The organism is Pseudopedobacter beijingensis (assembly GCF_042678145.1).
In the GTDB taxonomy this organism is placed as follows: Bacteria; Bacteroidota; Bacteroidia; order Sphingobacteriales; family Sphingobacteriaceae; genus Pseudopedobacter; species Pseudopedobacter beijingensis.
This window is the reverse complement of sequence record NZ_JBHUDG010000012.1, coordinates 93,356-108,454: the sequence shown is the minus strand read 5'-3', so window position 1 is coordinate 108,454 and position 15,099 is coordinate 93,356. Positions and strand designations below refer to the sequence as shown.

The 15,099-nt window shown below is 37.1% G+C and carries 11 protein-coding genes; all 11 read right to left on the bottom strand.

Going from position 1 to position 15,099, the window contains the following annotated elements:
• Window positions 1-11: 11 nt before the first annotated feature.
• The 11 genes from pafA to ACFSAH_RS08250 all read right to left on the bottom strand — a co-directional run bounded on the left by pafA (window position 12) and on the right by ACFSAH_RS08250 (window position 15,088).
• Window positions 12-1,655, bottom strand: coding sequence for an alkaline phosphatase PafA (gene pafA, locus ACFSAH_RS08300; RefSeq protein WP_379662253.1), 1,644 nt, complete (start codon window positions 1,653-1,655; stop codon window positions 12-14).
• Window positions 1,652-2,617 (bottom strand): glycerophosphodiester phosphodiesterase family protein, encoded by a 966-nt coding sequence (locus ACFSAH_RS08295; RefSeq protein ID WP_379662252.1) that lies wholly within the window; start codon window positions 2,615-2,617, stop codon window positions 1,652-1,654. Before ACFSAH_RS08295 ends, pafA begins: the two co-directional genes overlap by 4 nt.
• 593 nt (window positions 2,618-3,210) lie before the next feature.
• On the bottom strand, window positions 3,211-4,176 hold the full coding sequence (locus tag ACFSAH_RS08290; RefSeq protein WP_379662251.1) for a glycerophosphodiester phosphodiesterase family protein: 966 nt from the start codon (window positions 4,174-4,176) through the stop codon (window positions 3,211-3,213).
• Between the two features lie 169 nt (window positions 4,177-4,345).
• Window positions 4,346-5,779 carry a sialate O-acetylesterase gene (locus tag ACFSAH_RS08285; protein WP_379662250.1) on the bottom strand — a complete coding sequence of 478 codons (1,434 nt, stop codon included), beginning with the start codon at window positions 5,777-5,779 and terminating at the stop codon, window positions 4,346-4,348.
• Between the two features lie 173 nt (window positions 5,780-5,952).
• Window positions 5,953-8,136: an FISUMP domain-containing protein gene (locus ACFSAH_RS08280; RefSeq protein ID WP_379662249.1), complete on the bottom strand. Its 2,184-nt coding sequence runs from the start codon at window positions 8,134-8,136 to the stop codon at window positions 5,953-5,955.
• A gap of 40 nt (window positions 8,137-8,176) precedes the next feature.
• Window positions 8,177-9,526: an FISUMP domain-containing protein gene (locus ACFSAH_RS08275; RefSeq protein WP_379662248.1), complete on the bottom strand. Its 1,350-nt coding sequence runs from the start codon at window positions 9,524-9,526 to the stop codon at window positions 8,177-8,179.
• A gap of 23 nt (window positions 9,527-9,549) precedes the next feature.
• On the bottom strand, window positions 9,550-10,476 hold the full coding sequence (locus ACFSAH_RS08270) for an endonuclease/exonuclease/phosphatase family protein (protein WP_379662247.1): 927 nt from the start codon (window positions 10,474-10,476) through the stop codon (window positions 9,550-9,552).
• Between the two features lie 24 nt (window positions 10,477-10,500).
• Window positions 10,501-11,583, bottom strand: a complete 1,083-nt coding sequence (locus tag ACFSAH_RS08265) for a metallophosphoesterase (protein ID WP_379662246.1) — start codon at window positions 11,581-11,583, stop codon at window positions 10,501-10,503.
• A gap of 18 nt (window positions 11,584-11,601) precedes the next feature.
• Window positions 11,602-12,177, bottom strand: a complete 576-nt coding sequence (locus tag ACFSAH_RS08260; RefSeq protein WP_379662245.1) for a hypothetical protein — start codon at window positions 12,175-12,177, stop codon at window positions 11,602-11,604.
• Between the two features lie 182 nt (window positions 12,178-12,359).
• Window positions 12,360-13,601 carry a DUF5689 domain-containing protein gene (locus ACFSAH_RS08255; protein ID WP_379662244.1) on the bottom strand — a complete coding sequence of 414 codons (1,242 nt, stop codon included), beginning with the start codon at window positions 13,599-13,601 and terminating at the stop codon, window positions 12,360-12,362.
• A gap of 32 nt (window positions 13,602-13,633) precedes the next feature.
• The gene (locus ACFSAH_RS08250; protein WP_379662243.1) at window positions 13,634-15,088 is read right to left on the bottom strand and encodes a SusD/RagB family nutrient-binding outer membrane lipoprotein; all 1,455 of its coding nucleotides are present in this window, start codon (window positions 15,086-15,088) and stop codon (window positions 13,634-13,636) included.
• Window positions 15,089-15,099 lie beyond the last annotated feature (11 nt).

Here is a 15,099-nt window from a genome sequence, read left to right as displayed (position 1 = left end):
TGATCTTTAAGCTAGGGTAATATTTCTGTTAAGGGTTTACCTACACATCCATTTGGCATCTGTATTTTTAACAACGCGGCTAACGTAGGTGCAATATCAGTCATTGAATGCAACTGGTTTGATTTGCCTTTGGAAATATTCCAACCCATAAAAACAAGCGGGATATGCGTATCGTAAGGATTCCACACTCCATGAGTTGTTCCCGTCTTGCTACCTGCAAACCAGGCTGGCTCTGGAACAATAACCAATGGCCCACTTCGTTTTCGGTTATAACCATTAACCAGCATTGATTTAATAGGTTCCGGCACCGCCTCCTTATCTATATTTTCCAGATCAACCACCATTTGTACTCCTTCAATGGCTCCCAATATATTTATCGCACTTCTCTTGATTTTCTCATACTCGTCCGCTGTCTTGATTTTTGCCTTGTCGAAATGCACCCGGTCATTTAAAACCGAAGTCACCAGGTCTTTTTGTCCAAACTCCTCATTCAACACCTTATTCAGTGCTTTTCTTACAGTACCACCATTCAAAACCCCCGAAGGGATCTTTTGCTCTGTAAGAAAGGCAGGAACATGTGCAGCCCCGTGGTCTGCCGTTAAAAAAACCAGGTAATTACTCTTTCCTATCTTTTTATCCAGATAATCAAAAAAGGCTTCCAGATCTCTATCTAAACGGATATACACATCTTCTATCTCCACCGAATTAGGTCCGTACATATGTCCCACATAATCTGTAGATGCCAGATTAACGGTCAAAAAGTCCGTCTCTTCTCCTTTCCCCAAATCATGCCCTTCTAATGCCCTTTTCGCAAATTCCAACGTCAACGTATTGCCAAAAGGTGTTTTGCGGATGGTTCCTTTACTAGCATTATAATCGATACTTAAATCATGAGGAAATACTGATCTTTTTTCTTTAATAAAACGCCCTTCCCATGGAACATAATCTTCTGTGCTTTGCGTATAGCTTTCTATAGGCAATAGCGTATTCCATCCTTTTGAAACCAGCTGATCGGGCAATTTTATTTCGTTAAAATCATCTACCCAACGAGGCAAGTCTTTTGCATAATAAGTACTGGTAATAAATCTACCAGACACATCATCTAACCAGTAGGCTATATTGGCGGCATGACCTGCGGGTAGGATAGAGGCCCTGTCTTTTAAAGACACGCCCACAACCTTTGATCTAAAGTTTGTAGCTAACCGCAGCTCATCTGTAATTGTTGTTACCAGCAGGTTCTTTGGAGACATCCTACCAGCATCTCTATCCTCGCTTCCCGCTACCAAACCCACTGCATCAACGGTAGAATCAGACACACAATACATTTTTTTTCCGGAAGGTACCTCTACCCAGCTATTTCCTGTGATCCCGTTAATAGCCGGAACCGATCCGCTATAAATCACAGAATGGCCAACCGCTGTTTTAGAAGGGGAGTGGGTAATCATTACATTTTCAAAAGAAAAACCAGAGGACAGCAGTCTGTTAAAGCCCCCTTTCCCGTAATGATTTTGGTACCTGTATAAATAATCCCATCTCATCTGGTCGGCCACAATTCCTATAACCAACTTCGGACGATCTACTTTGTTGATTTCTTTTTTCTGGGCTAGTGCACTAAAAGAAACTAGCATCAGTGCAAATAAAATAGACTTCCTCATCTTGATTTAAAGAATTTACGTTTACTACTTTTCAATGGCATCAGCTCCTTTATGGCTTCATAAGCCTCCACAGCCCTGTCACTTAACAAAATATCGGCACCACTTGAAATTATTTCCCGGTAACTATTAGCTCTTTGCTCCTTATCTTTTATCTTATCATAAACCGGCCCTGTATATATCATCACCATCACTCCTTTTTGATGGAGCTGATCATAAAGCTTTTTATCTTTAGGCTGCCCCAAATAGGCTACTATATTTTCCCAGGGTATCCCTGCCTGTTCATAAGCCTGCATTTGTTTTTCATTTTTGATAAATGCCTCAAACATCAGATTCTTGTCCTTTTGATGATAATACACTGCTTCTTCCGGTTTATAGGAGGATATCAAAACAAAAGATTCAGCCTTATTCTTTTTAATAATTTCATACAACATTTCCACAGGAACATCCTTTTTATCTATCATCAGAATAGTTTTACCTCTGGCCCAGTCTATAACTTCTTCTATAGTGGGCACCCTATAAGAAGTTGCATTGCCTTTCGAATCTTTCAACTTGAGCTTTCTTACCTCTTCCAGCGTATAATCAACAAGTTTACCTGTTCCCGTAGTCGTCCTGTCTAAAGTAGCATCATGAAGAATAACTACGGCACTATCTTTAGTCAGACGGGGATCTATTTCAAAAAACAGGGGCGCTTTTCTCAAAGCCAACTCAAAAGTAGCCAAAGCGTTCTCTGGAGAAGTAGACTTTAACCCACCCCGATGCCCGCAAATTAATGGTATCCTGTCTGGGGTATATTTAAAAAATGCCTTCAGCGCTTTTACATTAGCTATTTCAAGTTGATGAATCCGTTCGTTTTGGGCTTTAATTTCTGATAAAGGAAGAGAAAACCACAAAAAGAGAGGTAGCAGAAATCTCCTCATACTTATATCCGAAAACATATATCGAATGAAAATTGGTACAGACATATTCTTTATTTAGGTTTTACAGGTGGCTTCAACAACACCAACACAACAAATAAACACAATTAAATGTTTTTAAACAAAAAATATTTGAATTTTAACATTTTTAAAACAACAAAATTCAAATATAAACTCAGCCTTAAGAAAATGCTCTGTTAATTATCAAACAAACAGGCCAAAAATTCTGAACAGCCAGATATATAATTTTTGTTTTCCTATACATTCTCCAAAAGCTTTTCAAGGAGATGTCCCCCAGACAGACAGGAGATTGACTCGACACACACAGCATTGCTCTTCGAGTGTTCTTCGAGACGGCTTCGACAAAAAAGCTGTTTTTCCGAAGAATACTCGAAGACTTCTCGAACAAACATAGAATCATTATCGAGTCAGGCATACGACAAGTGCGGCGCAAGTGTACAGTATAGACGGAGTTTCGCAGACTTTCATGGACTTTGGCGGAGTTTTACGGACTTAATAAATTCTTTTTTCAGAAAATCACGGGTAAATAGGAGAGGTTATAAAAACAAATCTCTGTTTTTATAGTAGAGTAAATTTAAACAGAAACATTATATAATCAAAAAAATAATCTACTCCCCCCTTCATTTAGGAATAAGTTTTCTTTTTACCTCCTTTACATTGGTATAACCGGAATTAAATGTGGCTTGTTGGAAAAATTTACTTTTTGAGCTTTCTTCAGATATATTATTTTTGAGTACTGCTGAAACTTCTATCGCTCTATCAGTCAGAACAACATCTATTCCGTTCTCCACAAGCTTCTTATAACCTGCTGCCCTGGCGCCACGAGAACCTAACTTTTCTTCAAATTTCATGGTAGACACCATACACATTACTCCTTTAGCCCGCAATTTTGCATTCAATTCTGGTTTTAATGGTTGCCCTGTAAAGGCTACGATATTCTGCCACGGAATTCCTGATTTCTGATATGCTTCCATTACATTTTCATCTTTTATCATCGCTTCAAACATCAGTTTTGGATTGCGTTTATGATAATACAATGCCTCTTTTAATTTGTAAGCAGAAATGAGAACATAAGACTCGGCCCGATTAGCTTCTATTAACGTTAATAGTTTATCAAAAGGAACATCTTTTTTATCTAAGATCAATATGGTTTTACCTTTTGCCCATTGCAAAATTTCTTCCAGCTTATGAATTTTATAAGGAGTAATATTTCCGTTATTATCTTTAAGTCTTAGTTGCTGTACCTCTTCCCAGGTATGGTCAGCCAGATTTCCTATTCCATCGGTTTTTTTATCCAATGTAGCATCATGGAAGGCTACAATTACTCCATCTTTGGTTAATCTTGGATCTACTTCAAAGAAAGCGGGTATCTGGCTTAAGGTATACTCAAAAGTGGCAATACTATTTTCAGGGAAACCTGGTTTTACGCCACCCCGATGCGCACACACTAAAGGTATTCTGTCTGGTGCATATCGAAAAAACTCTTTTAAATCATTTTGATTTTCGATTCTCAGTGTATGGAGCTCTACCTGCGCATATACCTCGGAACTAATGATTAATAAAAAAATAAGTTTTAAAATTTTCATTTGTCTAGTTTTATTAAAAGATCTTAACTAACCAATACTTTTAATGTTTTATTTAATCCTTTAGCTCGTACATATAAAATACATTGTTCTTTTTCAAGCTAAATCTGCTTTATCGCCTATAGTTTATAGAAAACACCTAAAGACAAAGCTTCTCCTTTTGGTCCATCAGTTATAATTCCCAATCATCTGTTCGAAAAGGGGCTACAGGTAGCTCTTCAGAAGAATATAGCTTTCCCTGAGCCCATCGTGTAAATGCATATCTTACCGCTACAGGTTTTATTACCTTTTCTGAGTTAACCTCTATAATGTTCTTATCAATTATAACGGCATTGGCTGGATAGAATTTTCGGTCTTCACCAGCTATCTCAAAATCTGTTAATGCCTTTCTGGAAGAGACAAGTCCTTTCCCTGTATATTTAAATTGTATTTTGACTTTATTACCTGCAATTTGTTTAGATACATATAATGGCGACATAAAGGTTATCTCTTTTTTACCATAATCATTAGCTAAAGCCCAATTAGCTAATCTTTGGGCTATAATTTGCTTGTCGGGAGGATGAATAGTATTCTCGCTACCTGCGTCTACACTTATTACCATACCGCTATTAGGTATCTTGTCCATAGATTTAAGCTGCACTTCACGCATGAGCGGAACCATCATAGCATTCTTCCCTTCATCTTTGGGATAGCTATATGGCGCTATCTGAACGTAATAAAAAGGCCAGTTGCCCTGACCCCATCGTTGCCGCCAATCCTCTACCATCGCAGGAAAAAGATGGAAATACTCTAAAGGTTTTAAACGATTTGCTTCGCCCTGATACCAGATTACCCCCTTAATGCCATAGCCAATAACAGGCATCACCATCCCATTAAAGAGCCCAGAAGGATTGTTACGCATTTCTTTGGTACGACCTTCAGCCATTTTTTCTTTTGGCAGCACTTTTATCATAGGGAATCTGGAAAGACTCTCTGCACTCATCCATGCTTCAATTCTTGTTCCGCTCCAGGCTGTTTCAATAATCCCAACAGGCACTTTAAGTTCTTTTTCAAGAATTTTAGCATAAAAATACCCCACTGCACTAAATGAAGATACACTTTTAGCATTTGCTTCCTGCCATGCCCCATTAGAATGGGTTCTTGCCATTGGAGTGCTGTATCTATCTACTCTAAAAAGACGTATATGCTTGTTCTCTGCATTTAGAATTTCCTGTTTTGAGTTTAATACAAAATCATCACCTGACCCCCTCACTGGCAACTCCATATTTGATTGTCCTGAACAAACCCATACTTCTCCTATATAAACATCAGACAGTTTTATCTCTTTTCCATCATTAAAACTGATGCTATATGGCCCACCTGCCCCTGGTGTATTTACAGTGATTTTAAAAAGGCCTTTTTGATCTGAAACAGTCTGATAGGACTTGTTATCCCACGAGGTAATAATGGTAATTTTTTTACCGGGATTGCTTTCTCCCCACAACGGTGCTTTAAACTGTTGTTGAAGCACCATACCATTTCCTATAATGGACGGAAAAATAATTTCTGCACTACTGATTCTGGAAAGCAACAGCAAAATGATGGTGGAGGCTATTGTTATTTTCATCTGATTTATCTTTTTGTTCTTTATGATTTATAAAAATTTGTCCTTCCTTATCTGTATTCCTTTTTTAATATGAGTCATACGGTTTTGAGTTATTATATGGCCAAAATACAAGGAAGCTTAAACCAAAATCCCGCCATATAAACTGATCTGTTTTTAATGTGCAATCCGTATTATTATTTAGCGACCATTAATTTTAAAGATTTATTAAGCCCATCTCCCTGAACATTTAAGATATACTGTCCTGCTACCGGTTTTTTAGTGAGGTTTAATACATAATCTGTCTTCTCTGGCGCTACCAGAATATTTTCTTTATAAATAGTTAGCCCCATAATATTCACCAGCGATAGGGTTATTGCTTTCCCCTTATAACCAGCTAATTTTATAGTAATTTCACTATCCTGTACAGGATTTGGGTATGCTAAAAACATCACGGTGTTATTGAGATTAAAGCTTACTGACCTGATACCATAATTATTTTCTGTACCATCTTTATCTGTTTGTATTAAACGGTAGTAGTTAACCCCACCCAAAGGAAAGTAATCTGTGAAAGTATAGTCTTGCTTTTCGGTTGTTGTACCTTTTCCGGATATTTTGGTTAATTCTTTAAAATTTTTACCATTTGAAGAACGCTCGACTACGAAATAATCATTGTTCTGCTCTGATACGGTTTCCCAACTGATAACCGTATAATTAGTTCCTTTTTTCAACCGGAAATTGATCAGGTTTACTGGTGCGGTATTATTCTCTTTTATCAACCTTACAGCATAACCTTCGTTACGTGAAATATCTACACGGTGTATACTTATTTTGTTGTACTCTAAAATTCTTCTCCAGTTAGACGGGGTGGTTTTAGTACTGGTACTTCCTGTCCAGAAATAGGCTCTGTTTTTTATTTGTCCATAAGTTCCTGATGCAGCCCGATATCCACCAGGGAGGGCATTAAAACCATATTTATCTGTACCTGCTTTACTATCCCATGTCCACCCTTCTTCGCTTTTTAATTGTTGTCCTTCTCCATTTGTATTTCTCCAGTCTGATAAATCAAGGACACTTGTCGCCATGCCGTTATAGGTTTCCAATTCTTTCCAATCATCGTCTGTAGCCACTCGCCAACCTATTGGAGCAATATTTCTTGAGTCATTTATAGCATATGCATTGTATAGCAATCCATATTTTTCTTTAACTGCTGCCTCATTGTTTTCGCCGGCATCTGTAAAAGGATAAACGCTATATGCGCCCAAAACTGTGGAAGACCAGGCTGAATTATTCAATCCCGTAGGAATTGGATCGCCATTACGGTATCTGGTTACTTTTAAATTACTACTGGCCCAGACCTGATTACCTATAGTTACTGTATTGTATATGTTACCATCTATATCTGTTACTGCCTGTGAATAGTCGGAATCAAATATTCCCTGCTGAAAAAACTTAGACTTTGAACTTGTTCCGGGTATAAGGTTTTTTAATGCTTCTGACAACTCTGACGCTCTATCTGACAGTATAATATCTATCCCGTGGTTTGCTACCAAATTACGATAACCTGCTACTCTGGTATCTCTGTTTTTTTCCTTATCCTGATATTTCATAGTAGAAAGCATACACATAACACCTTTTTCCCTAAACTTTTGGTTTAAGAGTGTATTTACGTTTGCCGGCACTCCGTCATCAACTACATCTGTTCTTCTGGTAAATGCGACAATGTTTTCCCACGGAATGATTGAAGATTCATAGGCATTCATCTCTGCTTCTGTTTCTATAACAGCTTCAAACATGATTTTTGGATTACGGCTATAATAATATATTGCATCATTTATACTAAATGCCGAAATCAGCACATAAGATTCTGCCTGATTGGCCTCTATAAGGGCTAATAATTTATTAAGGGGAACATCTTTTTTATCTAATATTAATATGGTTTTTCCTTTTGCCCACAGAAGTACCTCTTCTAAGGTATTGATTCTGTATGGGGTAATATTCCCTTCGGTATCTTTAAGTTTGAGTTGTTTTAGTTCCTCCCAGGTATAATCGGCTAATTTTCCTGTTCCGTTAGTTGTTCGTTCTAAGGTTTCATCATGAAAAGTTACAATTACACCATCTTTTGTCAACCGCGGGTCTATTTCAAAAAAGGCATGCATTCTGCTTAACGTATTTTCAAAAGTAGCAATTGCATTTTCGGGAAAACCAACCCGATCTCCTCCCCGGTGTGCACAAACCAAAGGTATTCTGTCTGATGTATAACTAAAAAACTCCTTTAAATCGGCTGTGCTGTTAATGTTTAAGGTGTTTAATTTCACCTGCGAATAAGTGTGTCCGCAGGTGAAAATGAACAGTAAACTGATTGTAATAAATTTTAGCATTTTATTTAGTTTATCTGATAACCTCTCTATATAACGGAAGCTATTTCACTATTAACTTTAAAGACTTTTCAAGTCCTTCTCCTTTTACATTTAAAATATATTGTCCGGCGGCCGGCTTTTTATGAAGGTTTAATATATAATCTGCCTGACCTTCTGCAAGGTTAACGTTTTCATTGTAAATGGTTATCCCAATAGTGTTTATTAACGAAAAACTTATGGCTTTCCCCTGATAACCAGCAAAGCTTATGGTTACATTACTTCCATTTACAGGGTTTGGATGTGCTGATAGTACTATTGCCTCATCAAATTTGAAACTTATCGCTATTATACCGTAGTTATTTACCGTAGCGTCTTTATCTATCTGTCGTAAGCGATAATAATTAACTCCACTTAAAGGAAAATAATCTGTAAAAGCATAATTCTGCTTTTGGGTTGTTGTGCCTTTTCCGGGTATTTTGGCTAATTCTTTAAAATTCTTACCATCTGAGGAGCGCTCGACTACAAAATAATCATTGTTCTGTTCTGATACGGTTTCCCAGCTGATAACTGCATAATTAGCTCCTTTTTTCAATCGGTAATTAATCAGGTTCACTGGTGCGGTCTGCTCTCTTACCAAACGAATAGACATCCCTTCTTTTTTATCTAAAGTGCTTGATCTATGAATACTTATTTTATTGTATTCCAAAACTCTACGGGACATTTGAGTGGCGCTTTCTGTACCTATAGGCGACCAAAAAACGGCTCTTTCTGTTAAATACACAAAAGCACCATCGCTGGTTTGTCTGGTTCCGGCAGGAAGGGCATTGAAACCTACAACATCTGTTCCTCCTTTAGAGTCACTCTTCCATAACTGACTTGTACCTTTTAAATCCTGACCAACGTGTACTCCTGTTGTTGCCCCTCTCCAGGTAGCAGTGTTTAGCTCAGAACTCACCATACCCAATTCTGTTTCCAGCTCCTGCCAATCTGCATCTGTTGAAACACGCCATCCTGTTGGTAAGTTTAAAGTTTTTCCCAAACTGTTTTTTACAACATAACCATTATACAACAAGCCGTATGTATCTATAACCTGCTGACTACTGGTTGCATTAGTACCTAAAACAGGATCTATGACTACACTTGTAAAAGGATGATGGGTATATCCTCCTTCACCATTTGTACCTAACGCAGTCCATCCTGTATTATTGATATCAATCCCGTTAGTAATACTAGATCCATCAGAATACTTCTTAACTTTCAGGTTTGCCGCAGTCCACACTCTGTTACCAATGGTAACTGTTGGGTAAACATTCCCCTCCGGATCTGTCACGGTTTGAGCATAGGAGTTTAAAGAGCATAAAAGCCCCGTTAAACAAAAAAGACTTTTTGTTTTTAAGTAAACTTTTTCCATATATTTTATTGTTTAGTTTCTTTCTATTCCTTTTTTAATGTTATTAATACCGGATAATGGTCTGACATAAAATCGGTATACTTATCGTGAATGATATCGGCTTTTAACAATGAGTTTGACAGATTTGAATTAACCCAGACAAAATCTATACGACGTAACTTGGAACTTTTCTTTTGATAAGATTTTGCGGGCACACTATTTTTAAAGTGTTTATTAAGCTCATAATAGCTATCTATAAATCCTGCATTTAACATCATGTCGGTAACAGAATAGTCTATCTGCCCATTATTTAAATTATTTCTATAAATAATTCTATTCTTAACTATAGGTGTCCCGCTTTTTGGCTCCAGTCTTCCTTCTATTTTCCGCATGGATGTTAGTAATACATCATCATACATCGCTGCATCCACTCTGGATAAAGAGTTAAAATCTCCGGCAACCAGAATTTTAGATGCCTTGGGTAATTTTTTTGTATGCTCTATAATTCTTTGAATATCTTTTTGTCTATCTTTTAATGTAAATGGAGCTAGATGCGTAACAAACAGATCTATTCCTTGTACTCGAGCGTGGATATACCCATGCCACATACTATCTAAAAACATTTCTGTATTATTTATAGGATAGCGTGAAGTAATAGCTAATGGATGTGTAACCTCATGCCCAGATTCCTGATTCATGACTACAACATAGGAATGTCCATATTTCTTTGCTAACTCCTGCATCTTTTTTTGATTAAATCCATTAGCTTCTTGATATAAGGCTATGTCTGGATTAATTTTATTTATCCACTTTATATATTCTGCAATGGTAGTGGAATCCCCTTCAAATCCATGCTTTATATTATAGCTCAAAACTTGGAATTCACGAGACTGAGAAAAGGTATTACTTGTTAGCCCCATTATAAAAGTGAGCATTAAAAAGGATAATCTGTTAATGAGTTTTTTCAGCATAATTCGTACCTTATTACATTTTTATTAACGATATAATGAATGCGTAAACATACTATCTCCATCTTCCTCCCAGATATGTTTTCCGTCTTTTCTTGGGGCCATTGTTCTTACACTCAATGTCCCTTTTGTTACATTAAACTTCATTAAGCGCATTAATCCGTTTCCTCCATTACGATCTTTCTCTGTATAAGGAGCATTTCTTCTGGATTGGTAATCCGACAGATACATTTTTATAGTGTTACCGTTAAAATTTTCCACTCTATACCCTTCGCCGCTAATATGACCGGACAAGGTCATGAATACATTGGGATAAACTTTAAAATAGTTATAAATTGACTTCCCTTGTGCCGTAAAATTACTTTGGATTTCATTATTACCTCCGTTGGGTTCGAAATGACTATTGGTTTTTGCCGGTCTTTTCAAAATTGAATGGCTTACTATAATCGCTTTTCTATTTTTATGATTCTCCAATACTTTTCCTGCCCATTCGAATGTTTCTTTTTCATATTGCTCATCGTAACCTTTATTTCCTTTTTCATTAAAGGCCAGATAAAGAACCAGAAAATCCTGTCCCCCTGCAGAGAATAGATCAAAATGACTGTCATTTTCATTTCGGTCATTAAAAGCCCCTCCATAATAAGCTCTCCCTAAAAACCTGTCTCTGCCAAAGCTTGCTTCATACCCCGTCTTTAGCTGCTTAGGAACACCATTTGGTGAAGTGTCATGATTTCCTACCGCTACACCATACGGAATACCATCAGGCAATCCGGGACGTGGTTTCTCTAACTTATACATCACGTTTCTGGCGCGTTCCCACTCTATTGGATATTGCTCTCCATGATCAGAAATATCTCCCAAATGGGCAACGTATGCTATTTTCTCATTTTTATAGTTTTGAAGAATCCACTCTATTTGTTGCTCAAACATCTCCATTGTTCCGCCATGTTTTTCAGCGGTATAATATTGTGTATCGGGAAGCACTACCATCTGGAACCATTGATCTTCTTTAGCTATTTCTTTCTTTTGTACACATCCTGCAAATGGCACTAAAACCAAAAGCAGCAATGACAAGACTCTTAAAAAAGCTCTTCTTTTTAAATTTTTCATCCCTAAGAACGTTTATCTCTACTTTTTGTAAATCGCTATATTATCTATAACCAGCCTTCCATTCTGAATACTAGAATCTTCTTTTGGATTTCCCAAACCCAACTTCAGCACCCTAACCCTTATTGGTCCATTGGCATTTATTTTTACCTCTTCTTCCCTAGGTATTTTATTATCCACAACAACTTCTTTTCCCACCCATTTCCAGGTGCTTCCTCTATCTGTTGACATCTGTAAACGCCATTTACAAGGTGCATCTGTTCCAAAAGAGAAGGATTGCACACTTACTTTTGATATCCCTTCTTCCAGATCAAATTTCATTTCAGCAACCATAGCCCCTTTATTATTGGATACAAACAATAAACCCTTCGTTCCGTCATCATCTATCTCCATTCCTTTTCGTCGGGTCAATAATTTAACTCCTTTTAAACGCCACATTCCTGTATTCAGCTTAACTTCCCCATCCTCATAACTCTCCTTAATTAATTCAGTATCAAATTTCTCCGGAAATCCAGAATACAGTACTTGTGATTGAGCACTGATATAATTAAGAGTACAGAACATTCCTATAACTGTTCCAAATATTAATTTTTTCATATTTTTTATTTCATATTAAAGAGTGACCTCTAAATTTTGAGAAGGCCTTTATAAGGTCTACCAAGACAATTCAAGATTACTGTTCCAACTTGTAAGAGAAAACTCTCTATTAAAAAAAGACAAGTCCTCTCACAAGCCGGAATGACAAAATATTGCTGTTCAATTTTTACGAACATTTTCTTTTAATTCTGATAAACTGCTACCTGATCTACAAATAATCTGGCATCGGCATTATCCTTGCTTATTCTGAAACGAACCGGTCCTTTTAGATCCAGAGTATATACCTTTGTATATTTTGTGGATGGATTACTTACAATAAGCAAGGTTTCAAGTTGTTTCCAGGTATTTCCTGAATCCTGAGAATACTCCACTTTTACATTAATTGGCAACTTTGTGTCTGTACCTGGCACTGCAGAACCATAGTCAAAAGAAAACTTAGACACGCCATAAGGCAGGTTAAAGTTCATCTCTACAACCCCTGTTTGGTTATTCTGCATCATTAAAGACCAGGTTCCTGTCTTATTAATAACATTTGCTGAATTCAAGGTATAACATCTTGTCATTAACCATTCTCCTGTAGGGTAAGTTTCTCCTGCACCAGATGTATAGCCTCCTTTTCGTACCCCTATAACGTTCTCCCAACCTTCAGGAAAATTAGCATACAGTTCTCCCGGTTTATATGGTTCTAAAGCCTGTCCCTGATAATCGCTGCTGCTTCTTAACCATATTGTAGATTGATTTTCCGTGTTAAACAAAGCAATACCCGTATAATCACCTAACCCAGGTACAAGATCTGTAGCAAAACTTGCACTTGATTTCGTTTCCATCAAAATGGTATTTGCCCAGTCGCTAAGGACTACTGTACCTAGAAAAGGTTTTCCCGCATTTTCTTCGGGTGCCACAGCAGATCTTAACTGCACCAAAGTACTTTCATAGATATCCATCTTTTTAGTGATATCTGTAAAGGTTGTGGTTGCAATATTTACCTTCTGTTCTTTATCGGCAGATATTTTTGTTACTGCTTCTTCTGAAATTCCAGAAATCTGCAAAATACCATCCACTCTATCCAGCATCCCACCTTCTATTTTTACAACAACAGAATCTCCCGCATAATAATGGTTAGCAGCATCTCCTAATTGAAGTGCAATTCCCCTTAGTCTTTTACGTTTATAATTTTGCACAATCACCAATCCTTCTGGTGCATTTCCATTTAATGGATCAGAAACAACCACGCCACAAATATGAGTGGCTCCTAACATACCCTCTCTTTTTAACTCTATACCGGAACCATTATATTTTAGCCTAATATCTTCTATTGAAATAAGCGGACTTGGCATACCTGTTTCCTTTACCTCTGGTTTACATGATGCTAATAACAGGATTACTGACAGCATTAAGTATAACTTGAACAATATCTTTTTCATACTTTTAATTTTTACAATAAACACTTTGGTTTTTAAGGGAGCTCCCACCACATTTTAGTCTTTAAATCATCCTCTCCCTGAATGGAGACAGCTAAATCATAGTTTTTTCTATTTGCTGCCTGGATACTTAAAGGATAATACAATCTGGTAGGCATAATTCCGTCATTTCTTAATCCAGGTCCTTTTGGTAAAACAGGGTACCCCGTTCTCCTATACTCTATCCATGCCTGCATATCTGTAAAAAATAGGGTAAGATATTTCTGCCAATGTATTTTTTCCATCTTTTGTTCAAAAGAGTCAGGATCATTCCATTTTACCAGATTGCCGGAAAGGTAAGTCCCTATACTTCTTCCCCAAAGCGTTACCCTGGCATTAACCCCAGCTTCATAATAATCTTTTGCTGTTTTTGAACTTATCCATCCTTTTAATGCAGCCTCCGCCAAAATCAACTGTAACTCTCCGTAATTCATCATATTACCTGTCAAAGGTTCAGCCATCAGAGCATTTTGCAAGTAAGATTTCCCTCCAGGTGTTTCTCCAGAAACATAACCACTGGGTATACCTTCATATAATCCGTTATATTGGGTTAACCAACGACTTAAACAAGGGTCTGCAGATAAGTCCAGTTTTTCTACAAAAAAGCTACATGCTTTAGGGTATCTCCACTGTGCATCTCTTAAAGAAGCAAAGGGGCTTATATAAGGATCTATTCCTGTAAATTTCATTATAGCAGACTCATCATTACTCTCCATCAACGGATAATTCAGCGGATTTATATCTACTATATCCTTGATTTTATCGATTGCTTCAGTTGAAACTTCAGCTTTCCCTGAAACTCTCATTAATAACCGGAGATATAATGAGTTACCAAACTTTCGCCATGATGCTACTTTTCCCTTATAAACAGGGTCATATTTTGAATCTACATCCTTAGCACCCTTCAATAAGTTATTGGCTTCTTCCAGCTTAGCGAAAATGTCTGCATATATATCTTTTTGCCGATCAAACACTGGCATATAAATCCCTTCTTTTGCCCGGTTGGATTCGGAATAGGGTACATCTCCAAACGTATCAGTAATAATTGAATATATCCATGATTGGCAAATTAAGGATATAGCCATATAAGCCTTTGTCTTATTTGCATCAGATTTATTCTCTTCTGCATACTTATAAACATCTTTAAAGTTTGTCAATTGAGCGTACCAACCATTCCAGGGAGATTCTACTACATTTCTTCTGATATCATATCTAAAAACACGATCGGTTTCCACCAGAGTATTAACCGTAACCTGCATAAGCTCATTAGTAATATTTCTGCTACGACTTAGATTTGCAGACACTGTTTGTACAAGTGCCCTTGGAAGAAGATTCTCTGCCAATACTTTTTCGGCAGTATTGGGATTTGTATTCATTTCCGAGAAATTCTTTGTACAAGAAGACCCCATTGTTAAAAGCACAACTGCAATTATATATTTAACTTTTTTCATGATATTTCCGA